22 protein-coding genes are annotated in these 23,491 nt (G+C 52.5%); 8 read left to right on the forward strand and 14 right to left on the reverse strand.

Going from position 1 to position 23,491, the window contains the following annotated elements:
• Positions 1-10: 10 nt before the first annotated feature.
• The gene (fixA, locus tag ACKWMY_RS18385; RefSeq protein WP_024528116.1) at positions 11-784 is read right to left on the reverse strand and encodes a putative electron transfer flavoprotein FixA; all 774 of its coding nucleotides are present in this window, start codon (positions 782-784) and stop codon (positions 11-13) included.
• 427 nt (positions 785-1,211) lie between these two features.
• Here fixA and caiT point away from each other — a divergent pair, with 427 nt between their 5' ends.
• The 6 genes from caiT to caiE all read left to right on the forward strand — a co-directional run bounded on the left by caiT (position 1,212) and on the right by caiE (position 8,269).
• Positions 1,212-2,726 carry an L-carnitine/gamma-butyrobetaine antiporter gene (caiT, locus tag ACKWMY_RS18390; protein ID WP_024528115.1) on the forward strand — a complete coding sequence of 505 codons (1,515 nt, stop codon included), beginning with the start codon at positions 1,212-1,214 and terminating at the stop codon, positions 2,724-2,726.
• A gap of 39 nt (positions 2,727-2,765) precedes the next feature.
• On the forward strand, positions 2,766-3,908 hold the full coding sequence (caiA, locus tag ACKWMY_RS18395; protein WP_024528114.1) for a crotonobetainyl-CoA dehydrogenase: 1,143 nt from the start codon (positions 2,766-2,768) through the stop codon (positions 3,906-3,908).
• A gap of 63 nt (positions 3,909-3,971) precedes the next feature.
• The gene (gene caiB / locus ACKWMY_RS18400; RefSeq protein WP_074031934.1) at positions 3,972-5,192 is read left to right on the forward strand and encodes an L-carnitine CoA-transferase; all 1,221 of its coding nucleotides are present in this window, start codon (positions 3,972-3,974) and stop codon (positions 5,190-5,192) included.
• A gap of 72 nt (positions 5,193-5,264) precedes the next feature.
• The gene (gene caiC, locus ACKWMY_RS18405) at positions 5,265-6,818 is read left to right on the forward strand and encodes a crotonobetaine/carnitine-CoA ligase (protein ID WP_074031933.1); all 1,554 of its coding nucleotides are present in this window, start codon (positions 5,265-5,267) and stop codon (positions 6,816-6,818) included.
• 22 nt (positions 6,819-6,840) lie between these two features.
• Positions 6,841-7,626 carry a crotonobetainyl-CoA hydratase gene (gene caiD, locus ACKWMY_RS18410; protein ID WP_024528111.1) on the forward strand — a complete coding sequence of 262 codons (786 nt, stop codon included), beginning with the start codon at positions 6,841-6,843 and terminating at the stop codon, positions 7,624-7,626.
• Between the two features lie 49 nt (positions 7,627-7,675).
• Positions 7,676-8,269 (forward strand): carnitine operon protein CaiE, encoded by a 594-nt coding sequence (caiE, locus tag ACKWMY_RS18415; RefSeq protein ID WP_074031932.1) that lies wholly within the window; start codon positions 7,676-7,678, stop codon positions 8,267-8,269.
• A gap of 90 nt (positions 8,270-8,359) precedes the next feature.
• Here caiE and caiF read toward each other — a convergent pair whose 3' ends face one another.
• Complete coding sequence (gene caiF, locus ACKWMY_RS18420) at positions 8,360-8,755, reverse strand: carnitine metabolism transcriptional regulator CaiF (RefSeq protein WP_024528109.1); 396 nt, start codon at positions 8,753-8,755, stop codon at positions 8,360-8,362.
• 33 nt (positions 8,756-8,788) lie between these two features.
• Positions 8,789-9,754, reverse strand: a complete 966-nt coding sequence (gene aes, locus ACKWMY_RS18425) for an acetyl esterase (RefSeq protein ID WP_024528108.1) — start codon at positions 9,752-9,754, stop codon at positions 8,789-8,791.
• Positions 9,755-10,230: 476 nt separating this feature from the next.
• Between aes and ACKWMY_RS18430 the strand changes: the two genes are divergently transcribed.
• Together ACKWMY_RS18430 and ACKWMY_RS18435 are read left to right on the forward strand one after the other, a co-directional pair.
• On the forward strand, positions 10,231-11,400 hold the full coding sequence (locus ACKWMY_RS18430; protein WP_024528107.1) for a p-hydroxyphenylacetate 3-hydroxylase oxygenase component: 1,170 nt from the start codon (positions 10,231-10,233) through the stop codon (positions 11,398-11,400).
• Positions 11,401-11,420: 20 nt separating this feature from the next.
• A complete protein-coding gene (locus tag ACKWMY_RS18435; RefSeq protein WP_065683277.1) occupies positions 11,421-12,365 on the forward strand; it encodes a p-hydroxyphenylacetate 3-hydroxylase reductase component in 945 nt (314 codons plus the stop codon).
• Between the two features lie 72 nt (positions 12,366-12,437).
• On the opposite strand, the gene ACKWMY_RS18440 is transcribed toward ACKWMY_RS18435, so the two are convergent.
• From ACKWMY_RS18440 to ACKWMY_RS18490, 11 genes are all read right to left on the reverse strand, one after another.
• Positions 12,438-13,640 (reverse strand): Bcr/CflA family multidrug efflux MFS transporter, encoded by a 1,203-nt coding sequence (locus tag ACKWMY_RS18440; protein ID WP_024528105.1) that lies wholly within the window; start codon positions 13,638-13,640, stop codon positions 12,438-12,440.
• 259 nt (positions 13,641-13,899) lie between these two features.
• Entirely contained in the window at positions 13,900-14,760 is an 861-nt protein-coding gene (locus ACKWMY_RS18445) for an aldo/keto reductase family oxidoreductase (protein WP_409486784.1), read from the reverse strand.
• A gap of 143 nt (positions 14,761-14,903) precedes the next feature.
• Positions 14,904-15,206, reverse strand: coding sequence for a helix-turn-helix domain-containing protein (locus tag ACKWMY_RS18450; protein WP_409486785.1), 303 nt, complete (start codon positions 15,204-15,206; stop codon positions 14,904-14,906).
• A gap of 3 nt (positions 15,207-15,209) precedes the next feature.
• Positions 15,210-15,563, reverse strand: coding sequence for a type II toxin-antitoxin system RelE/ParE family toxin (locus ACKWMY_RS18455; RefSeq protein ID WP_309046809.1), 354 nt, complete (start codon positions 15,561-15,563; stop codon positions 15,210-15,212).
• Between the two features lie 257 nt (positions 15,564-15,820).
• A complete protein-coding gene (locus tag ACKWMY_RS18460) occupies positions 15,821-17,008 on the reverse strand; it encodes a sugar transporter (protein WP_024528102.1) in 1,188 nt (395 codons plus the stop codon).
• Positions 17,009-17,181: 173 nt separating this feature from the next.
• Entirely contained in the window at positions 17,182-17,898 is a 717-nt protein-coding gene (locus ACKWMY_RS18465; RefSeq protein WP_021805811.1) for an ABC transporter ATP-binding protein, read from the reverse strand.
• Positions 17,895-18,770 carry an ABC transporter ATP-binding protein gene (locus tag ACKWMY_RS18470; protein ID WP_024528101.1) on the reverse strand — a complete coding sequence of 292 codons (876 nt, stop codon included), beginning with the start codon at positions 18,768-18,770 and terminating at the stop codon, positions 17,895-17,897. Before ACKWMY_RS18470 ends, ACKWMY_RS18465 begins: the two co-directional genes overlap by 4 nt.
• Positions 18,767-20,053 carry a high-affinity branched-chain amino acid ABC transporter permease LivM gene (livM, locus tag ACKWMY_RS18475; RefSeq protein WP_409486786.1) on the reverse strand — a complete coding sequence of 429 codons (1,287 nt, stop codon included), beginning with the start codon at positions 20,051-20,053 and terminating at the stop codon, positions 18,767-18,769. The genes ACKWMY_RS18470 and livM overlap by 4 nt, the downstream gene beginning before the upstream one ends.
• Before the next feature lie 9 nt (positions 20,054-20,062).
• Positions 20,063-20,977, reverse strand: a complete 915-nt coding sequence (locus tag ACKWMY_RS18480; protein WP_021180268.1) for an ABC transporter permease subunit — start codon at positions 20,975-20,977, stop codon at positions 20,063-20,065.
• A 105-nt stretch (positions 20,978-21,082) separates the two neighbouring features.
• Positions 21,083-22,201: a branched-chain amino acid ABC transporter substrate-binding protein gene (locus ACKWMY_RS18485; RefSeq protein WP_024485159.1), complete on the reverse strand. Its 1,119-nt coding sequence runs from the start codon at positions 22,199-22,201 to the stop codon at positions 21,083-21,085.
• Between the two features lie 434 nt (positions 22,202-22,635).
• The gene (locus ACKWMY_RS18490) at positions 22,636-23,052 is read right to left on the reverse strand and encodes a hypothetical protein (protein WP_024485160.1); all 417 of its coding nucleotides are present in this window, start codon (positions 23,050-23,052) and stop codon (positions 22,636-22,638) included.
• Positions 23,053-23,491 lie beyond the last annotated feature (439 nt).

Here is a 23,491-nt window from a genome sequence, read left to right on the forward strand (position 1 = left end):
CTGCCCCTTTTTACTGGATAATCTTGCGTAAATACCCGGCAAATGCCGCAACCTGTTCATCGCCATCACCTTCGATGATGACTCGCAAACGTTCTTTCTGTTTTGGAGCAACGATTTGCTGTTCAGACAAAGCGGTGACATCCCCGATACCCACATCTGCCGCCATCCATACTTGAACGGGCTTTTTCGCGGCACCGAGGATGGCTTTCATGGAAGGAATTTGTGGAGTATTGATATCGGTGGTGACACAAATCACCGCTGGCAGCGGGACGGAAAGGGTTTCGGTTTCATCTTCGAGTTCGCGTTCAACCACAATCATATCAGCACTTATCGAAAGAATTTTTTTGATACCATTTAGCGCCGGAATGCGCAAAGCTTCACCAAGCAACAGGCCCACTTGTTGAGCGTAGAGATCGGCTGAGCCGTCACCACATAGAATCAGGTCAAACCCTAGCTTGTTAACTGCAATGCCTAGTACCGTTGCCGTGTGATGTGGTAAGGCGTGTTCCAGTTGTTCATCAATCACGACCACCAGTTCATCCGGCCCGCGTGAAAGCACATCCTTTCGCCCTTTAGCATTATTCAGGATGTTACCGCCCACGCTAAGCGCGACAATGTGCGCATCCGCAACCTGTACTTTGAGTTGAACCGCGGCTTCGATAGCATTGAGATCGTACTGGCTGATTTTGCTTTCGGCACGGGATAAATCTAATGAACCATCAACATAATTAACCGTAATATCCTGCTCATCGGGCACACTTTTGTAACATGTAATAATCCTCATCACATCTCCTGATATATTAATGAAAGCATTAGTCATTGCAGCAATGGGTGAATAAATATCATATCCAAAAGTGAAAAAGTAAAACCCCAATCACCAATATTGAACATACCAAGCCATAAGCATGGAAATATTCAATATTGCCACTTGCCTCACAAACATTGAACCTCACAGAGTGAAAAATCCTCACAACAAAACACATCCCATTGTTTTAAATGAAATAAAGATAATTTATGGTGGTATGCTTACTACAAAAACAAATTTGACAGAGTTAACGATACAGGCGTTTACTAGTATTTAGCATTGTACGAGAGCTTACTCTATCAGGAGAAATTCATTTCAACTGAAATAAAATTAACACAATTTAAACAAACGAGAAACTTATTATTTCAAACATCCTTATTCACGCCATATAAAAGCGGGATTGACTATGAAAAATGAAAAGAAAAAGGTGGGAATAGAGCCAAAAGTATTCTTCCCGCCGCTGATTATCGTCGGCATTCTCTGCTGGCTAACCGTCCGCGACCTGAATGCAGCTAATACTGTTATTAATGCCATCTTCAGTTATGTCACTAACGTCTGGGGCTGGGCCTTTGAATGGTACATGGTAGTCATGTTCGGCGGCTGGTTCTGGTTGGTTTTTGGCCGCTACGCCAAAAAACGTCTCGGTGACGATCCACCGGAATTCAGCACGTCTAGCTGGATTTTTATGATGTTCGCTTCGTGTACCTCCGCTGCAGTACTGTTCTGGGGGTCGATTGAAATTTACTACTATGTCTCCAGTCCACCGTTCGGCCTCGAACCCTATTCCATACAGGCAAAAGAGTTAGGCCTGGCGTACAGCCTGCTGCACTGGGGACCGTTGCCGTGGGCAACGTACAGCTTCCTTTCCGTGGCATTCGCTTACTTTTTCTTTGTTCGCAAAATGGATGTGATTCGCCCGAGCAGTACGCTTATCCCGTTGATGGGTGAAAAACGCGCCAACGGAATTATCGGTACCATCATCGATAACTTCTATCTGGTGGCGTTAATCTTTGCGATGGGTACCAGTCTGGGCCTTGCGACACCACTGGTGACGGAGTGTATTCAGTTTCTGTTCGGCATTCCACATACGCTGCAACTCGACGCCATCATCATCACCTGCTGGATAATTCTGAATGCTATTTGCGTGGCTTGCGGTCTGCAAAAAGGGGTAAAAATCGCCAGTGACGTGCGCAGCTATCTGAGTTTCTTGATTCTCGGGTGGGTGTTTATTGTCGGCGGTGCCAGTTTCATCATGAACTACTTCACGGACTCCGTGGGTACGTTGCTGATGTATCTTCCGAGGATGCTGTTTTATACCGATCCGATAGCTAAAAGTGGTTTCCCTCAAGGTTGGACCGTTTTCTACTGGGCCTGGTGGGTGATTTATGCCATTCAGATGAGCATCTTCCTCGCCCGAATTTCGAAGGGCCGTACCGTGCGTGAACTGTGTCTCGGTATGGTTGCCGGGCTGACCGCTGCGACTTGGTTGCTGTGGACCATTCTTGGCAGTAACACCTTGCAGTTGATGGATCAAAACGTTGTCAATATTCCTGAGCTTATCAAGCTGTACGGTGTGCCACGCGCCATCATCGAAACATGGGCCGCTCTACCACTCAAAACTGCCACCATCTGGGGTTTCTTCATTCTTTGCTTCATCGCCACTGTGACGCTCATTAATGCCTGCTCTTACACCCTGGCAATGTCGACCTGTCGCTCAATGAAAGATGGCGATGAACCACCGCTGCTGGTGCGTATCGGTTGGTCTGTTCTAGTGGGGGTCATTGGTATCGTGCTACTGGCACTCGGCGGACTCAAACCGATACAGACGGCAATTATCGCCGGTGGATGCCCGCTTTTCTTCGTCAACATCATGGTCACGCTTTCGTTTATCAAAGACGCAAAAATACACTGGAAAGACTAATAGTTAACAAATAAATCAATAAATTAAGAGGTTAAATAGATGGATTTTAGACTGAATGATGAACAGGAACTGTTTGTTGCTGGTATCCGCGAATTAATGGCCAGCGAAAACTGGGAAACCTACTTCGCCCTGTGTGATAAGGACAGCGTCTACCCGGAGCGCTTTGTGAAGGCGCTGGCGGATATGGGAATCGATAGCCTGCTTATTCCTGAAGAACATGGCGGACTGGAAGCCGGGTTTGTCACTCTTGCCGCCGTCTGGATGGAGCTTGGGCGGCTGGGTGCTCCAACCTATGTTCTTTATCAATTGCCAGGTGGGTTCAATACCTTCCTGCGTGAAGGCACTCAGGAGCAAATAGACAAAATAATGGCATTTCAGGGTACCGGCAAACAGATGTGGAACTCTGCTATCACCGAGCCAGGTGCCGGTTCCGATGTCGGTAGCCTGCAAAGTACCTATACCCGTAAAAATAACAAGGTTTACCTGACGGGTAGCAAATGCTTCATCACCAGCAGCGCGTACACTCCGTATGTAGTGGTGATGGCTCGTGATTCCGCCTCGCCTGAAAAAGCAGTATTCACCGAGTGGTGCGTCGATATGAGCTTGCCGGGGATCAAAATCAACAAGCTGGAAAAGCTAGGCCTACGCATGGATAGCTGCTGTGAGCTGACGTTCGATAATGTCGAACTGGATGAGAAAGATATGTTTGGCCGTGAAGGCAACGGTTTTAACCGCGTGAAAGAGGAGTTCGACCATGAGCGTTTCCTCGTTGCGCTCACGAACTACGGCACCGCAATGTGCGCTTTTGAAGATGCGGCACGTTACGCCAATCAGCGTGTGCAGTTTGGCGAAACTATCGGGCGCTTCCAACTGATTCAGGAAAAATTTGCCCACATGGCAATAAAACTGAACTCAATGAAAAACATGCTGCTGGAAACCGCCTGGAAGAGTGACAACGGGCTCATCACCTCGGGCGACGCCGCGATGTGTAAATACTTCTGCGCCAATGCAGCATTTGAAGTCGTCGATGCCGCTATGCAAGTGCTGGGCGGAGTGGGTATTGCCGGTAATCACCGTATTACCCGCTTCTGGCGCGACTTGCGAGTAGACAGGGTATCTGGCGGTTCTGATGAAATGCAGATCCTGACTCTGGGGCGTTCAGTGCTGAAACAATATCGCTAAACCATTGCTGACTGACGCAGAGGCTCGATGGCCTCTGTTCAGTTTTATGACGAGGTGTAAACCATGACCACTCATTTACCAATGCCCGAATTTGGTCCCTTATCCGGGCTGCGAGTTGTTTTTTCCGGGATCGAAATTGCCGGGCCATTTGCCGGACAGATGTTTGCCGAATGGGGCGCGGAAGTTATCTGGATTGAAAACGTCGCCTGGGCCGACACCATCCGCGTTCAACCGCATTATCCGCAGCTTTCGCGCCGTAATTTACGCGCTCTCTCCCTCAACATTTTTAAAGATGAAGGCCGCGAAGCATTCCTGAAGCTAATGGAAACGACCGACATCTTTATTGAGGCCAGTAAAGGTCCGGCGTTTGCCCGCCGTGGCATTACTGATGAGGTGCTGTGGCAGCACAATCCTCGTCTGGTCATTGCCCATTTATCAGGCTTTGGGCAATACGGTGATCCACAGTACACCAACCTGCCCGCTTACAACACCATTGCTCAGGCGTTCAGCGGCTACTTGATTCAGAACGGTGATAAAGACCAGCCAATGCCCGCTTTCCCCTATACCGCAGACTATTTCTCCGGCATGACGGCAACCACATCGGCGCTGGCTGCGCTGTATAAATCGCGCCAGACTGGCAAGGGCGAGAGTATCGATATTGCGATGTACGAAGTCATGCTACGCATGGGCCAGTACTTCATGATGGATTACTTTAACGGCGGTGAAGTTTGCCCGCGCATGACCAAAGGCAAAGACCCTTATTACGCGGGCTGTGGACTTTACACCTGTAGCGACGGTTATATCGTGATGGAGATTGTCGGCATCACCCAGATTCAGGAAATCTTCGCCGATATTGGTCTTGCGCATCTGATCGGTACGCCAGAAATTCCGAAAGGGACACAGCTTATTCATCGCGTGGAATGCCCTCATGGCATGCTCGTTGAAGAAAAACTGGACACATGGCTGGCAACACTCACCATTGAGCAAGCGCTGGCACGACTTGCAGAACTGAACATCGCCAGTGCCAAAGTTCTAACCATTCCTGAGCTGGAAAAAAACCCGCAGTACATTGCCCGTGAATCAATCACCCAGTGGAAAACCCTGGAAGGCGATACCTGCAAAGGGCCGAATGTGATGCCTAAATTCCGCAACCATCCGGGGAAAATTTGGCGCAGCATGCCTTCTCACGGAATGGATACTGACGCAATTTTGCAAAGTATCGGTTACAGCGAAGCTGATATCAGGGGGCTGGTCGCTAAAGGACTGGCTAAAACAACAGAGTAAGCGCATGACCGGCTCAAACTGATTGTTACCCACGTTTGAGCCATCTGCGTCTAAGAGCGGGATAAGCGTTCAATGGATCTTATAGGTGGACAAAACTTACGCCAGATGTGGGACAACATGGCGGATGTTAATGGCAACAAAACCGCACTGATTTTTGAATCCGCTACAGGTGAGGTACGGCAATTCGGTTACCAGACCCTGAATGAGGAAATTAACCGCACGGCTAACCTCTTCCATGGGCTTGGTGTGGAAAAAGGTGACAGAGTCGCCCTGCATCTCGACAACTGCCCGGAGTTCATTTTTTGCTGGTTTGGGCTGGCGAAAATTGGGGCTATTGTAGTCCCTATCAACGCTCGCTTTTTAATCGAGGAAAGCCGGTGGCTGGTTGATAACTGCCAGGCCCGCATGGTGGTCACTACCCATCACTTTTATCCGCTATATCGGCAGATACTTGGCGAAAACAACACCTCGCTTGAGCGCATTCTTCTCATTTCAAACCTGGCAATTGCCACGGATGCGGTTACGCTTGATTTTTCAGCGCTCCAGCAACAGCACGCGCCTGAGCTAATGTGTCATGTTGAGCTGAGCGTTAATGACACAGCAGAAATTTTGTTCACCTCCGGCACCACGTCACGCCCTAAAGGGGTCGTCATCACTCACTACAATTTGCGCTTTGCAGGCTATTACACTGCCTGGCAGTGCGCGCTGCGTGCCGATGATGTTTATCTCACTGTCATGCCTGCGTTTCATATTGATTGCCAGTGTACGGCTGCCATGGCGGCATTCTCCGCAGGGGCCACTTTTGTGTTGCTTGAAAAATACAGCGCCCGCGCTTTCTGGAGCAAGATCCTCAAGTACCAGGCGACGGTCACCGAATGTATCCCGATGATGATAAGAACGCTGCTGGCCCAGCCTCACAATCCAGATGAAAGGCAGCATCGACTGCGTGAAGTGCTGTTTTATCTCAATCTTTCGGTTGAGGAAAAAGAGGCCTTTATTGCGCGCTTTGGTGTAAGACTCCTGACCTCTTACGGTATGACGGAAACTATTGTCGGGATTATCGGCGACCGTCCTGGAGACATGCGACGCTGGCCTTCCATTGGCCGCCCTGGTTTTGGCTACGAAGCGCAAATCCGCAACTACCGCGGCGCGGTTGTTCCGCCTGGTGAAGTCGGCGAAATCTGCATTAAAGGTGAACCAGGAAAAACGCTGTTCAAAGAGTATTACAACCAGCCGGAAGCGACCGCCCATGCGTACCAACACGGTTGGTTACACACCGGTGATTGTGGTTATCAGGACGAAGATGGCTTTTTCTATTTCGTCGATCGCAGCAGCAATATGATCAAACGCGGCGGCGAAAATATCTCCTGTAGTGAAATCGAAAATATTCTCGCCTCGCATCCGAAAATTCAAGACGTTGCCGTCATTGGTATTCCTGATGCTATGCGCGATCAGGCAATTAAAGCGTTTATCGTTCTTCATGAAGGGGAAAGTTTTAGCGACCACGAATTTTTCAGCTATTGCGAGTCCAACATGGCGAAATTCAAAGTTCCGACGTGTATGGAAATTCGTCAGGATCTCCCCCGCAACTGCTCTGGAAAAGTGATAAAAAAGCAACTTCAATAATACATTGAAAAGGAAGGGAAAAATGAACAATGAATTACAGATCACCCGTAACGGTCCGGTTCTGGAAATCGTGCTAAACAGGCCAAAAGCCAACGCCATTGACGCCGCCACCAGCTTCAAGATGGGGGAAACTTTTCTGCAATTTCGTGACGACCCTGAATTACGCATTGCGATTATTACCGGTGCCGGCGAGCGTTTTTTCTCCGCTGGTTGGGACCTGAAATCCGCCGCGGAAGGAGAAGCTCCAGACGCTGATTTTGGTCCTGGTGGTTTTGCCGGACTTACGGAAATCTTCAATCTGGATAAACCCGTGATTGCCGCCGTCAACGGCTATGCTTTCGGCGGCGGCTTCGAATTGGCGCTGGCAGCAGACATGATCGTCTGTTCTGATAACGCGAGCTTCGCATTACCCGAGGCGAAATTAGGGATTGTGCCAGACAGCGGCGGCGTACTGCGCTTACCGAAAATCCTGCCGCCTGCCCTCGTCAATGAAATGGTAATGACCGGCAGACGCATGGATGCACAAGAGGCGCTCCACTGGGGAATCGTCAATCGTGTTGTCAGCCCCGATGCTCTGATGGACAGTGCGAGGGAACTGGCCGCGCAAATCGTTTCCAGCGCGCCACTCGCTATTGCCGCCCTGAAAGAGATTTATCGCGCTACCCGCGAATTGCCGATTGAAGCAGGCTACCAACTGATGCGTAGCGGTACACTTAAACATTATCCGAGTGTACTGCATTCAGAAGATGCGCTCGAAGGGCCACAGGCGTTTACTGAGAAACGCGAACCACAATGGAAAAACAGATAATTTGCAATACTCCAGATGAGACGGAGCGCTTTCCTGATGGGAGAGGGAGATGAGTTTTTATTCGTTTGAAGGGCTGACACCTGTTGTGCACCCCACGGCCTGGGTACATCCATCGGCGGTGATCATCGGTGATGTGATTATCGGTGCGCAGGTTTACATCGGTCCACATGCTTCACTGCGTGGCGACTATGGCCGACTGATTATCGAGGCCGGAGCCAACATTCAGGATGGTTGCATCATGCATGGTTACTGCGATACGGACACCATCGTGCATGAATCCGGACATATTGGTCATGGCGCCATTCTGCATGGTTGCATCGTTGGCCGTGATGCGCTGGTTGGTATGAACAGCGTGATCATGGACGGTGCGATAATTGGGGATGAGAGTATTGTCGCGGCAATGAGTTTTGTGAAAGCTGGGTTTATCGGTGCACCACGGCAGTTGCTGGTTGGCAGCCCAGCCCGACATCTGCGAGCGGTAACTGATGAAGAACGACATTGGAAAAAACTCAATACCAGAGAGTATCAGGATCTGGCAGCACGATGCCATACATCGCTTTATCCTACAGAGCCAATGTGCAAGGTTGAAGCAAACCGCCCCAGGCTACGCGGCACGACAGATGTAAAGCCTAAACACCTGTAAAAACAGGCGCATTACGCGCCTGTTTGCTGCAGCCTCACAGGATCGAGTATTACCAACACGCATGCAACTTGAAGTATGAAGGTTATAAACCTACCGACGTTGTGTTTTGGATAGCATCCACTGCCACTTCTGCTCTTGGTTAAGCTCCCCAGGCGGCACTGCTGCCAGCCGGGGTGAGGAGATATGGAATACATTCTTTACTTCAGAAGAAGATTCCAGTCGGGCGTATAACTGCTTATCAATACTGCTGACTTTCAATAATCGCTGGCACTGGCATCCTCTGCCCTTGAGCTGAGTAGGCATCGTTTTGGTTTCACACTCGATTTCCTCAACATCGGCCAGAATATACGAAACGGTGTTAATGGCTTTACAGGGGTCGATATTAAACTCACAGGCAATTTCTTTGGCACTAATCCAGCGGTTTTGTGCCATTACCCAATCCGCAATTAATAAATACAACGGTTTATCAATACATTTATCATTCATACAGTTTCCCTAATCGAAAAATAAAATTCAAATTCAGCGCAACTGCTGGCGAAAATATTGTGCACCATCGCGCAATGCTTCATCGGCAATATCCATCATGCGTGAGTAATGCAAAAAAGCATGTAGCGTACCCGGGTACATCTTGTAGCTGCACTCCTGGCCATGCTCTTGTAAAACATGGTAAAGTGCCACGCTATCATCAACCAGCGGGTCATACTCTGCGGTGGCGATAAAACAGGGTGGCATGGCATTACTAAGATTATTATTAAACAAGCAGTAATACGGTGATTCACGATCGCTTACCTTATTGAGATAAGCCGTTTCATAGAAGGCTAAATCCTCCTGCGTCAGTCCATCCCAACTGCCGCCATACAAACGTCGACTGGCGGAATCTCGCAAACCATACAGTCCATACCAGAGCAAAAGCCCCTTCACGTGACCACAGTGGATATTTTTATCACGCATCCACAACATGGAAGCCAGTGCCAGCATAGCGCCGGCAGAATCACCCGCCAGACCAATCTGTTCCATGTTCAGCGCATAACTTTCGGCGTGGTGATAATAAAACTGACACACAGCAACAATATCTTCGATGCCCTGCGGGAATTTAGTTTCAGGAGAAAGGGGGTAATCAATTCCGATAACAGTACAGCCAGTATAGTGCGCCAGCAGCCGCATGATCCTGTCGTGGGTATCGAGATTACCCAAAACAAACCCACCGCCATGCAGATAGAAAAGCGTTCCCTGGGCGCGCTCTTGTGAAATGTAAATCCGGGTTTTTGTCTCATAGCAGAATGTGGGTACCATAATATCCTGGCTACGAACAGGCTGCGGTCCACCTTCATTCCAGTAGCGACGCTCATCACTGTAGGCTCGCCGCTGCGCGGGAAGATCACTTTCGTCAACAGCAGGCTGTGGATGCGCTTGCTGAAACGCCAGGATCTCGCGCATTTGTGGTGAGATCCTTTCCAGCACGCGTACTTTGTTTTCAGGCTTCATGGTTCTCTCCGGATAAACTTCACTCCATTTTAGAAACCCTACGCCGAAAAACTGAGAACTCACCGACCGATATTGAATATTTTTACCATCGGTACTTGCGGATCTATGACGGGCACCTGATCTAACCTGGCCCATTGACTCTCCATTTCACCCAGAATGTGAATCAGGCACTGAGCGATAAAGTGCTAAATGATTCCGACATTGCCAAACGCCTGATGCAACCTACCGAAGCTGCGCAACGCACAGGAAAACCCACAAGCCAGACTACGGCTACCGCGTTCCTTACTTACGCAAAGTTTTATGAATCTGGTATCAGTCCATTGCAGCTGACTAACCAAGAGCCTCAAACCCGCCGCCAGATCACACCCTCGACATTTAACATGAAAAGTACAATTTTTTACCTGAATGTTACATTCCATTAAAATATCCTTCCCCCATACTCATCCCACGCCCACCCCTACCGAGGGAACCAACTGATGAATACTAGCAACCCGATGCTGGAAAAATTACTGCCCATTCTGCCACTTATCGCTGCCAACGCCGCACAGGCGGAAAGCGAACGAAAAGTACCGGATGAGAATATCCGCTTGTTAAAAAGTATAGGTATGCACCGGGTGTTCCAACCGAAAAAATTCGGTGGCCTGGAAATCTCCCTGCCAGAATTCACCGATTGTGTCGCCGCGCTGGCCGGAGCCTGTGGCGGAACCGCCTGGGCTTTCAGTTTGCTATGCACCCACAGCCATCAGATAGCGATGTTTTCCCCCAAACTGCAACAAGAGATCTGGGGCGATAATCCAGATGCCACCGCCAGCAGCAGTATTGCCCCGTTTGGCCGTATTGAGGAAGCCGAAGGCGGTGTCTATCTGAGCGGTGAAATGGGCTGGAGCAGCGGTTGTGACCACGCCGAATGGGCGATTGTCGGCTTTCGCCGCAAAAACGCCGACGGTGAGTTGCTCTACAGCTTTGGCGTGATCCCACGTAGCGATTACGAAATTCGTGATGACTGGTTTGCGGTTGGCATGCGCGGCAGCGGTTCCAAAACGTTGGTCATAAAAAACGCCTTCGTGCCGAACCACCGCATTGAAGCCGCTCAGGATATGATGCACGGGCGCTCTGCGGGTTTCGGCCTCTACCCAGACAGTAATATTTTCTACTCACCCTATCGTCCCTATTTCGCCTGCGGTTTTGCCGCCATCAGCCTTGGCGTTGCGGAGCGTATGCTGGTCGCCTTCAAAGAAAAAACCCAAAACCGCGTGCGAGCCTATACCGGAGCCAGCGTGGGAACGGCCACCCCGGCGCTGATGCGTCTGGCTGAGTCCACCCATCAGGTTGCTGCCGCCCGTGCCTTTTTGGAAAAAACCTGGCAAGAACATGCCGAACACGGCCGCAAGCACCAATATCCTTCTCACCAGACATTGACGTTCTGGCGTACCAACCAGGCCTATGCGGTCAAAATGTGCATCGAATCGGTTGATCGCTTGTTCAGCGCCGCAGGGGCAACCAGTTGGATGGAAAGCAATGAGATCCAGCGATTGTTCCGCGACTCACACATGACCGGGGCACATGCCTATACCGATTACGATGTCTGTGCACAGATATTAGGCCGCGAGTTGATGGGGTTAGAACCCGATCCGACGATGGTGTAACGAGCAGGAGAACCTATTTAATGACACATCACACAGAACCTGCTCTGGATCCCCGCGCATTTCGCCGTGCGCTGGGTAATTTCGCCACCGGCGTGACGGTAGTGACAGCAGCAACCGCAGATGGCACCCGCGTGGGAGTCACGGCCAATAGCTTTAACTCGGTATCACTGGATCCGCCGTTGGTATTGTGGAGCATTGATAAACGCTCCGGCAGCTACGCGATCTTTGAACAAGCCAGCCACTTCGCCATTAACGTGCTGGCCGCCGATCAGATGGATATCTCCAATCGTTTCGCCCGCCCCAGCGAGGATAAATTTGCAGGGATTGAGGTGGAGGTCGGCGCGGGTGACGTGCCTTTGCTGACCGACTGTGCCGCACGCTTTCAGTGTGAGAAATATCAGCAAGTTGACGGCGGTGACCACTGGATCCTGATTGGTAAAGTGGTCGCGTTTGACGACCTGGGCCGCGCACCGCTGGTGTATCACCAGGGATCCTATTCCATGGTGCTGCCTTACCCGCAGGTGGCGGAGCGCGTTGCACAGAACGCAGTAGGTAGCGCCAGGCAGGAGCGCCTGAATAACAACGTCTTCTACTTGCTCACCCAGGCGCTGCGCAGCTATCAAAGCAGCTACCAGCCCAAGCAGCTCTCCACCGGGTTGCGGGCCAGCGAGGCCAGAATGCTGCTGGTGTTGGACAGCGATGCCTGCCTTGATAAGGCCTGCCTACTGGCAGAAATGGCGATGCCAACCAGAGAAATCGAAGAGGCGCAGGAAGCGTTGTACCGTAAAGGTTTGGTGTCCAGCACCGAGAATGGCCATCACTTGACCGAGGCAGGAGAACGCCAGGCCAGCGTACTGAGAGATATTGCTGCCAAACAGCAAGAGCAGGTCCTGTCCGCCTTCACGGCAGACGAAGTGGGCATTTTGAAGAAGCTGTTGCGCGGTATTATTGCCAATAGTCAGTGAGTTTACTCGGTAAACCTCATGCGCATTGTCGGCAACGGCAATGCGCATGAAAACTTCACCACCACATCCTACCTATTCATGCAGCCGTGAACCTATTCGCGCCACAGACATCCTCTGCCCTACCCAACCTAGCGCCGCGCAGACGGCCATCACCAACGTCATGGCAAACGGCGTGTCATCCTGCAACCAGGAAACGGCCAGGCTTGCCAACGCCCCCATACCAAACTGCAACGAGATCGCCAGGGCACTGGCACTCCCAGCCTGTTGACCGCGTTGTTGCAACAGTAGCGACAGGCTGTTGGTGCCAATAGCATTCACCAGCGACATAAACAACACCACCAGAATCACCAGGATGGAGAGGCTCTGCTGATGGAACACCAGTAGCAACAGCCCAAACAATACCTGGGCACTGCTTTGTATCATCAATAAGCGCGGCAGGCTGTAGACCTTCAGCATCCGCACGTTCAGCAGCAGCACGGCGATCATGCCAATGACGTTGCAGCCAAACAGCAGCCCGTAATACTGAGCGGGCACCTGGAAGTAGCTGATGTAGACAAAGGGAGAACCGCTGATAAAGGCAAACATGCCTGCGAAGGAAAACGCCAGAGTTGCAATAATGCCCATCGCTTCTCTGTCACGGACCAACAGGCAATAGTTATGAAACGCTTTCAGGATGCTACCTGACTGCCCTGGCGGGGTTTTTAACGTCTCCGGCAGTACCCAGAACACCAATAACCCGCTGATACAGCCCACCACCGCCAACAACATGAAGATGGCTTGCCAGTCGAAGACCATCAGCAAAGCACCGCCCAACAACGGGGCCAGCAGCGGTGCAATCATGGTAACCAGCGTCATTAGCGATAACACTCGGGGAAGCTCTTCCGAGGCATAAACATCCCTGGCGATGGCGCGCGCCATCACCACCGCGGCCCCGCTACCAAATGCCTGTAACGCCCGCAATACCACCAGTTGTTCAACCTGCGTGACCTGCGTACATAGCACACTGGCAATCACGAACAGCAGCATGCCGCTCAACAGCAGCTTTCGCCTGCCTAGCCGATCGCTAAGCGGCCCGTACAGCAACATGCCGATGCAAAAACCGGCAAAGAATGCCCCCAATGAATGCTGCATCTGCCCCTGTGTGGCATGCAGTTGTTGCCCCATCGCGGGTAACGCGGGCAGATACATATCAATCGACAGCGGGCCAAAAGCCACCAGCGATCCCAGTAGCGGGATCAACCAACGTGGCGGCCGGTTAGTAAAGGCAGGTGGCATAGCGGCTCCTTTATCATCAATAACGCCTCAGCGGTTGTGGGCGTGAGTCTTGGTGATCATTCGTTAACATATTAACAATCATCTTATAAAATGGACACATTTAAGACAACATTTGTCTCTTTACTGATAAGAATGGATTTTATTAATACATTAAAGAAAAGAGGACTGGCGTTGATCCGCAGAGGGATGGGAATGCTGGGAGGATGTATTTTTAGCGGGAACCCAGGGCTCCCGCAAAGGTTACAGCTATCGGATTGCCTTACATCGCATTCAACTTCGCAATAGCCTCGCCCGGCAGTTTGAGTTGGGCTGCGGCGAGATTCTCTTTCAGATGGGCCAGAGAAGATGTCCCTGGGATCAGCAGAATGTTTGGTGAACGCTGCAGCAACCAGGCAAGTGCCACATGCATAGGCGAGGCTCCCACCTGCTGCGCAACGTCTGACAACGTCGTAGACTGCAACGGCGTGAATCCACCCAGCGGGAAGAACGGCACATAAGCAATGCCCTTGCCAGCCAGTTCGTCGATCAGTGCGTCGTCATCCCGGTGTGCCAGGTTGTAATTATTCTGTACGCAGACAATCTCACAAATCTTCTGCCCTTGCGCAACCTGAGCCGAGGTGACATTGCTCAGCCCGATATGGCGAACCAGCCCCTGCTGTTGTAGCTCGGCTAGCACGGAGAGTGGCTCTTCAAGCGACCCTTCTGCCGGGCCGTGTGCATCAAACATGCAGCGCAGATTGACCACATCAAGCACATCCAACCCCAGATTACGTAGGTTGTCATGCACGGCCTGGGTCAGCTCCGCCGGAGAAAACGCAGGCAACCATGCGCCTTGCTCATCGCGGCGAGCACCGATCTTGGTGACAATGACCAGATCGTCGGCATAAGGATGCAGTGCCTGGCGAATGATTTGATTGGTATAGTGCGGGCCATAAAAATCGCTGGTATCGATATGGTTGACCCCGTTGGCAATCACTTCACGCAGAACCGCGATGGCCGTTTCAGGATCCTTCGGCGGACCGAAAACTCCCGGTCCGGCGAGCTGCATGGCGCCATAGCCGAGCCGCTTGACGGTGTGCGTGCCGAGCGTAAAAGTACCTGACAGATGGGTGCTGGACATAATCAAACTCCTAATAAGATGGCGCAAAGTTCAAACGCTGCCGTTGCCGACGATAGGCAAACAATATATACCCGTCGCCTGGCAAGCTACAGCGTTCAAACCTATCCGCGACAGATTTAGGGTTGAATAATCGAGCCAGTTGATTAAATAACAAACCCGTAGTGCGAACCATCCGGCAGCTCGATATCCAGACGCAGCTTTCCCCCCGCGGCCTCGATATAGCGCTTGAGCGAGGAGAGCTTCAGATCGCGGCCAGGCTTTTCCATACCCGCGACGGTGGGTTGTCTGATGCCAAGCGCCTGTGCCATTTCAACCTGGGTTTTCTGCACCCGCTCACGAAGCTCGGCCAGGTGAATATTGAGCAGCGTATCCGCCGCAATGCGCTCAGCGCTGGCCACTACTTCAGGTTTTTCTTCCGCCAGGATTTGTTCCAGTGTTCTGCCCATGGCCTACTCCTTGTTCTCTGATGTATTCAGAAATTGGGTAAACTCCCGATCGGCAATCGGGATCATCACCTCATAAAAACGCTTCTCATTACCGGCCTTGTTACCAGCACAAAGCAAAATACCGCGACGACGTGGATCAAAGGCAAAGAATGCCCGTATCGGTATGCCTCGACTTTGCACGCGTAGTTCCTTCATGTTGCTGTAGCGCGATCCCTTCACCGTGTCGGCATAAGGTCTGGGCAACTGAGGACCTTTTTCACGTAGTACAATGAGTGACGCCAGCACAGAAGCTCTATCAGTGCCCTCCAACCGGCTGAACCACTCATCAAACATATCCGTTGTTTTAATCTCCCACACATGTGCTCCTTAGCAATATAGGTCAAAAGCTATATAGGTGTAAACCTATAAATTGCATTATGTCGGAGCTTAGTACGAGAGACAGCGGCCACAATGATGAAGCTGGGGGCCGATCCCAGCATTTCGATGACGGTGAAACATGAGCGTTGATATTTTGCGTATCTGGTAGCAAAACATGGCGGCAAGATGGGAGCTAAAGAGAGGGTAAGTCTTAGATAGCCCTTGATTGCCGGGCCCGGCAATCAAGGGAACGTGGATCAGGCCTGATGGTGCTGCAAGCGTTCGCTGCGGTAGAAACTCAATACACACCAGCCAAGGGCGATCAGGGCCAACGGCGCACCGACGAAGCCAATGTTTGGCATTCCCAGATGCAGGCTGACCTGGTTGCCCAGCAACGCCCCACCGCCGATCCCAAAGTTATACAAACCGGAGAAGATCGCCATCGAGACATCGGTCGCATCCGGTGCCAGACTTAGCACCTTCGCCTGCATTGAAAGACCAATCGCCATGATGGCCATGCCCCAAACCACACACAGCAACGTCAGAGTCGTTTCATTACCGGAGGCGGGCAACAGCAATAACAGGCTGAGGGCCAGCATACCAATTGCCCCGATGAAGAACCCCGACGGGAAACGTTCGCTGTAGCGGCTGAACAGCAGGCTGCCGACAATACCCGCAGCACCAAACAGCAACAGCATCAAGGTGGTGAAGTTGGCAGATAACCCGGCCACGGTCTGGATAAAGGGCTCGATGTAGCTGTAGGCAGTAAAGTGCGCGGTCACCACAATGATGGTCAACATATACAGGCTGACCAGCTCCGGGCGTTTGAACAGCAGGGGAACGCTGGCCAGTGAACCGGAATGCTCGCTTTTCAGCACCGGCAGCAAGCGCCACAGCATCACCAACGCCAGGGTGGCGCACACGGCAATGCCAATAAACGTCATACGCCAACCGAGTAGCTGCCCCACCACTCGCCCTAACGGTAAGCCCAACACCATCGCCAGCGCGGTTCCCCCCGCCAGCATGCTAAGTGCCTGCGCCTTCTTGCCTGCGGGTGCGACACGAATGGCCAATGACGCGGTGATTGACCAGAACACCGAGTGCGCCAGCGCCACACCGGCACGCGAGATCACCAAGGTGGTAAAGTTCCAGGCCACGGCGGTGAGCACATGGCTGGCAATAAACAGGATAAATACCCCGATCAGCAGCTTACGCCGCTCAATTTTGCTGGTCAGCAACATACAAACCAGCGACATCGTGGCAACGATCCAGGCATAAATGGTGATGATCAAACCCACCTGCTCGGTTTGCATCCCAAAGCTTTGGGCAATATCACTCAATAACCCGACGGGGATAAATTCGGTGGTATTAAAGATAAATGCCGAAATGGCCAAGACGACCACGCGCATCCAGGCGGTCGAGCGGGAAGTGCTGATTTCATCCATCGTAAGGTGTTCCGGAACAGGGGCTGGCAGTGCCGCCATTTTAACTAACCCGTAACCAGAATGCGACCTAGATCACGTTTTTGTGACGCTGTTTTTTTCAACAGTAGGGGCGCCGCATGCGGCGCTCCCACGGCCGAGGCTGTTCAATACTCCCATCATCGGGCCGGTTGCCTTTATGCTCCCCCCAAATAGGCCTTTCTCACCTCCTGATTGCTCAGCAGTTCCGCGCCGCTGCCGCTCAGGCGGATTTGCCCATTGACCATCACATAACCCCGGTCGGACAGTTTCAACGCATGATTGGCATTCTGCTCCACCAGGAAAATCGTCATGCCACCATTGGCCAGTTCGCGCAGAATGCTGAAGATCTGTTTGACGATGATCGGTGCCAGCCCCAGACTCGGCTCATCCAGCAACAGCAGCTTTGGCCGACTCATCAGCGCACGGGCTATTGCCAGCATTTGCTGCTCACCGCCGGACATGGTCATCGCTCGCTGGTTACGCCGCTCTTTCAGGCGCGGAAACAGCTCATACATCCGTTGCATATCTTCAGCGGCATAGCGGTTGCCAAGGGTGATGGTGCCCATCAGCAGATTTTCCTCTACGCTCATGTCAGGGAAGATCCGCCGCCCTTCCGGGGCCTGAGCGATGCCGCTGCTGGCCACAAAATGCGTCGACCGCTGGCTGATATCCGTCCCCTGAAACAGGATCTGCCCACCGCTGATGCGAGGTTGGCCAAAGATTGACATCAGCAAGGTGGATTTCCCCGCCCCGTTGGCCCCGATCAACGCTACGGTCTCCCCTTGCCTGACCTGCAATGACACCTGTTGCAGCGCCTGGATCGGGCCGTAATGGACATCTACCTCGCGAAATTCCAGCATCACCTCGCTCATCCCGCCAGCTCCTCTTCGTCTGCGCCCAGATAGGCGGCGATCACGCTGTCATTGTGTTGGATCTCCTGCGGCGTTCCCTCAGCGATCACATTGCCGTGGTCCAGTACGATCACCCGATCGGAAATCTCCATCACCATTCCCATATCATGTTCGATCAGCAGCACCGTAATTTCATGATGCTGGCGCAGAAAGCGGATGATCCGGCTCAGGGTCGCGGTTTCCACCGGATTCAACCCGGCGGCGGGCTCGTCCAGGCAGATCATTTCCGGGGTGGTGCACATCGCGCGGGCAATCTCCAGCCGCCGCTGCTGGCCGTAGGACATCTCCCCCGCCAGTCGGTTGGCACAGTCCACCAACTCGACCACCTCCAGCCAGTAAAATGCGCGGTCCAGTGCTTCATTTTCTGCCCGGCGATAGGCAGGCGTATTGAGCACGCCAGCAATCAGGTTGCGGTTACTCAAACGGTGTTGTGCCACCAGCAGGTTCTCCACCACCGACATCTCACGGAACAGGCGGATATTCTGGAAGGTGCGGGCCAATCCGGCACGGTTCACCAGATGTGTGCCACCAAACATTTTGTAGTACAGACGCGACCCCAGTTGCGCGGGGTTAATCCAGTCCCCGGCACGGAATTTCTGGCCGAGGATACGGATCACATCAATCGGCCGTTTGTGGGTATTGAGCAGGATCGCCCCGCCGCTGGCACGGTAAAAACCCGTCAGGCAGTTGAACACCGTGGTTTTCCCCGCGCCGTTCGGGCCGATCAACGCGGTGATCGACCCACGCTCCACTTCGAGATTCACATCGTTCAGCGCTTTGATGCCGCCGAAGTGCATCATCAAATGTTCAACGCGCAAAATGGCATCGCTCATGGTGCTACCCTCTTGCGTGGCGTAAAGCTGCTACGGCTGATACGCACCAGGCCGCGTGGCCGCCAGATCATCATCAACACCATCAGTACGCCAAACAGCAACACTCGATATTCGGCAAAGCTGCGCAGCAGTTCCGGGGCCACCGTCAGGACAAAGGCCGCCAGCACGACACCGATAGTCGATCCCATTCCACCCAATACTACGATCGCCAGGATCAGCGCCGATTCAAAGAAGGTAAACGACGTTGGATTGACGAACCCTTGATAGGTGGCAAAGAACACCCCGGCGATACCCGCGGTGGAAGCCCCCATCATAAACGCCGAGAGTTTGACCAGCACATGATTAAGCCCGAGCGAACGGCAAGCGATTTCATCCTCCCGTAACGCTTCCCACGCCCGCCCTATAGGCATCCGCGTCAACCGATGTTTGACGAACAGCACCAGCAACACCACCAGACACAACACCGCGTAGACGAAGATAAACTTCAGGTTGGGATTATAGGTAATACCGAGGAACTCATGGATCGGTACTCCCCCTTCCTTGGCTCGGCGGCCAAACTCCAGGCCGAACAGGGTCGGTGCAGGAACCGACACGCCGTTTGGCCCGCCGGTTAACGATACCCAGTTATTCAGCACCAGGCGGATGATCTCACCAAAGCCCAGCGTCACAATCGCCAGATAGTCACCGTGCATACGCAGCACCGGGAACCCCAGCAATGCCCCGGCCAGCGCCGCCATTAGCGCCCCCAACGGCAACATCGCCCAAAAACCCAGGCCCAAATACTGATAGCCCAGCGCCAGACCGTAGGCACCAATGGCATAAAACGCCACGTAACCCAGATCGAGCAACCCGGCCAGCCCCACCACAATGTTCAATCCTAGCCCTAACAACACATAAATCAGGCCGAGGATCGCCACGGTCAGCAGGTATTTGGTCGCCATAAACGGGAACAGCAATGCCAACACCGCCAATAGAGGCAGGATCCAACGCAGGCTCGTTCTGGCGCCGACTGGCCGAACATAGACACCGTCATTGCCTCCCTCAAAACGCGCCGACACCTTGCGCCCCAGCGGCGTTTGCAAAAACAGGCTGAGTAACAGCCGCCCCGCCATCACTACCGCAATAATCACCACCAGGCGGCGTGGCTCAAAGTTGAAACTGTAGCCGTCCAGCACGATGCCGACGATCGGGCCAAACACAATCAGCGCGATCAGGCCCGCGAGAACGGCATCCAACAGGCTGCGTTTAACACTCAGCCCTTGATGAACAGTGGATTGAGACATAGTTTTCCCTCACACCTTAGCGACCATTGGCCGCCCCAGCAGGCCCTGAGGGCGGAAAATCAGGATCACCACCAGCAGACCGAATGAAAACACATCCTTGTAATCCGAGTTCACCATACCGGCGAACTGTGCCTCTGCCACCCCAAGCAGCAAGCCTCCGAGCATCGCGCCGGGTAATGAGCCAATGCCCCCCAGCACCGCTGCGGTGAAGGCTTTGACGCCGATAATAAAGCCCACGTAAAAATCGAAGGTGCCGTAGTTCATGGTGACCAGCACCCCTGCCAGCCCGGCCATCGCCGCGCCGATCACAAACACCAGCGAGATCACCCGGTCGGTATTGATGCCGAGTATCGATGCCATCTTGCGATCCTGTTGGGTAGCCCGGCAGATACGCCCCAGGCGCGTGCGTTGGATCACGTAGGTAAGCACCGCCATACCCAATAGTGCGGCTACCAGAATAAATACCTTGGTGTAGGTAATCTGGATCACACCGCCATCAAAATTGAGCCGAAAAACGCCGTCCAGCAGCGTGGGGATCCCCTGCTGGCGCGGCCCTTGGCTGATCTGCGCATAGTTTTGCAGGATCAGCGACATACCGATGGCAGAAATCAGCGGAGCCAGACGCGTGGAGTTACGCAGCGGTTTATAAGCAATACGTTCAATCACCCAGCCATAAACACCGGTGACCACGATGGTGAATACCAGGGTGCCCAGGATCAACAGCGGGAAAGAGTGCAGACCAAAGAAAGAGAGCAGTGCCAGGCCAATCGCACACAGATAGGCAGAAATCATATACACCTCGCCGTGGGCGAAGTTGATCATGCCAATGATGCCGTACACCATGGTGTAGCCGATGGCGATCAGGCCATACACCGCGCCAAGGGTCAGGCCGTTAATCAGCTGTTGCAGGAAGAATACATCCATAATAAGCAATCTCACCTGATGGGCGGGCCGCAAGTTCAGCACCACGCGGCCCAAAGGAAGTTAAGGAACGGATCCGCCATACGTACGGATCCGTTGATCTTTACATCAGAGCTGGTGATATTTGCCTTTGTCATCCCATTGGTAGACCACGTAGTCTGAGACCTTCAGGTCACCTTTTTTATCCCAGGCTTTTTTCCCCATCACGGTATCCACATCGTGAGATTTCAACCACTCGCTGGCCTTGGCGCTGTCTTTACCGCCGGTGGCATTGAACGCGGCGGCGATGGCCTGGATCGATGCGTAGGAGTACAGCGTGTACCCTTCTGGTTCAAACCCACTCTCGCGGAACTTGGCAATCACCGCCTTCCCTTCTGGGATCTGACGTGGATCGTTACCGAAGGTCATCAGCACGCCAGTGGTGTACTGTGGCCCGCCGGCCGCCGTTACCAGCTCCTCGGTAACAATACAGTCGCCGGAGAAGAATTTAGCTTTCACCCCTTGCTCACGCATCTGGCGCACCAGCGGACCCGCCTCTGGATGGCAGCCGCCGAAATACACCACGTCTGGATTAACTGAAGCGATTTTGGTCACCAGGGCGTTAAAGTCTTTCTCACCGCGCGACAGCCCTTCGTACATCACTTCCTTCACGCCACGTTTGTTCATTTCTGCCTTGGCGGCATCTGCCAAGCCCTGGCCATAAGTGTCCTTATCATGGATGACGGCAATCTTTTTCGCCTTCAGGGTATCCAGCATGTAATTGGTGGCAATGACCCCTTGCTGATCGTCGCGGCCGCACATGCGGAACATGTTATTCATGCCGCGTTCGGTGATTTGCGGGTTGGTGGAACCGGGTGTGATAGCAATGATCCCGGCTTCGTCATACACCTCCGAAGCGGGCATGGTGGAAGACGAGCAGAAGTGCCCCACCACCGCAGCGACGTGATCCTGATCGACCAGGCGGTTAGCTACCGAGACTGCCTGCTTAGGTTCACAAGCATCATCGCCTTGCACCAGCTTGATTTTTTCCCCTTTAATCCCCCCGGCCGCATTGATGTCTGCGGCTGCCTGCGAGGCCCCACGCCAGTATTGATCCCCATAGGTAGCATTTGGGCCGGAGAATGGCCCGGCGACGCCAATCACGATATCGGCATGTGCAGAAAAAGCCGTACTAAAACAACCAATAAGCAGAGCAGCAAGCGGGGTTTTTAGCAATCTCAATGACATTTTGCATTCCTCAGCACTGTTTTAGCGAAAGACCGTAGACCCGGCCAGGTGCAAATTGCAGCCAATAACGGCGGCAGTTGCAGGACGACGGGTAAATGACGTGGAGCAGTCACTTTATGTGTAGTCGGGGAAAATAATTTGCGCGAGAGCGCAACCGATTTACCCGCGTTTATCCAAGCAAAAATCTAGCCATTGTGACGGCGCATACAAAAATAGGGCCGAGTTGCTGGCGCTCTCAGCCGTAAAAATGAGGAGGTTCACTGGTTTTGGCAGGCAACGAGCGTTAGAAAAGAATAAGGGGAATTTGTTGGCGCACCTTGCTGGTGCAACTGGAGGGCATTTTGGATGAGCAGAAAACAAAAACGCTCCCTAAGAGAGCGTTTCTGGTACAACAACCATGTATTCCCGGAATATCTGAATACGAGGTATGCGCGTCAGGCGCCAGTCACACGCTCAATCAAGGCATTGGTCAGGTCAGTGCTGATACGGTTACAGGTTTTGGCAATGCGGAACTGATAGGCGGCATCCATGATTTGATGAATGTCGGTGCTGACGTTGTCACGAATACGCATGTAAAGCTTGGCCTGCGCCACGATATCGTTCAATTCTACGCTGCGGGTTTGATACAACCGCGGGCTAACCTGTTGCAGAGCATTCAGCTCTTTCATGCAGGGATACATGATGTCATCGGTACCGACAGAAGCCATCGGTTGAGCTGGCTGCGTAACGGTAGCGCTTGGTGTAACTGGGGTTGGTGCAGGGACACCGGCGGCGGTGGCAGGTTTGGTTTTCGCAGTCTGGCACCCTGCCAGCAACACACACAATGCGGCTATGGCGATTGTTTTTTTCATTACTAAAAAACTCCGGGAAACAAAGGAACGGCGTGGTTTACCGCTATAAAAATGGCTTGGCGTAGCATAGAGTAATAAAGCAAGCATTGACAAGATCTGCGAGAGCTTCATTACTGGTATCAGCAAAGAATGCCCGCCAGAGTAACATAGAAGAATCTTAAAAAAAATCACTTATCGTCAGACGCTCCAACCTATTGTTTTGATTTACATCAACTTTATTAAAAAAACCAAGCCCCCGGAAGCTGAAAACTAAAAAAACAATCTCGATCACAGTTTGGTAAAAAATAAGCAGATATTCCTGGGTTTCACTGGTGGTCATCATCCTGATGGCGTTGAGTTCCCTTCTGATTAATTTATATTCGATGAGTAGTATTTTTGTGGGATCGCTTTATGACGGTGCTACTTAGCATTCTGTCATGCTCGCTAAGCTGCATGTTGA

Source organism: Serratia sp. J2, from assembly GCF_046269175.1.
In the GTDB taxonomy this organism is placed as follows: Bacteria; Pseudomonadota; Gammaproteobacteria; order Enterobacterales; family Enterobacteriaceae; genus Chania; species Chania fonticola_C.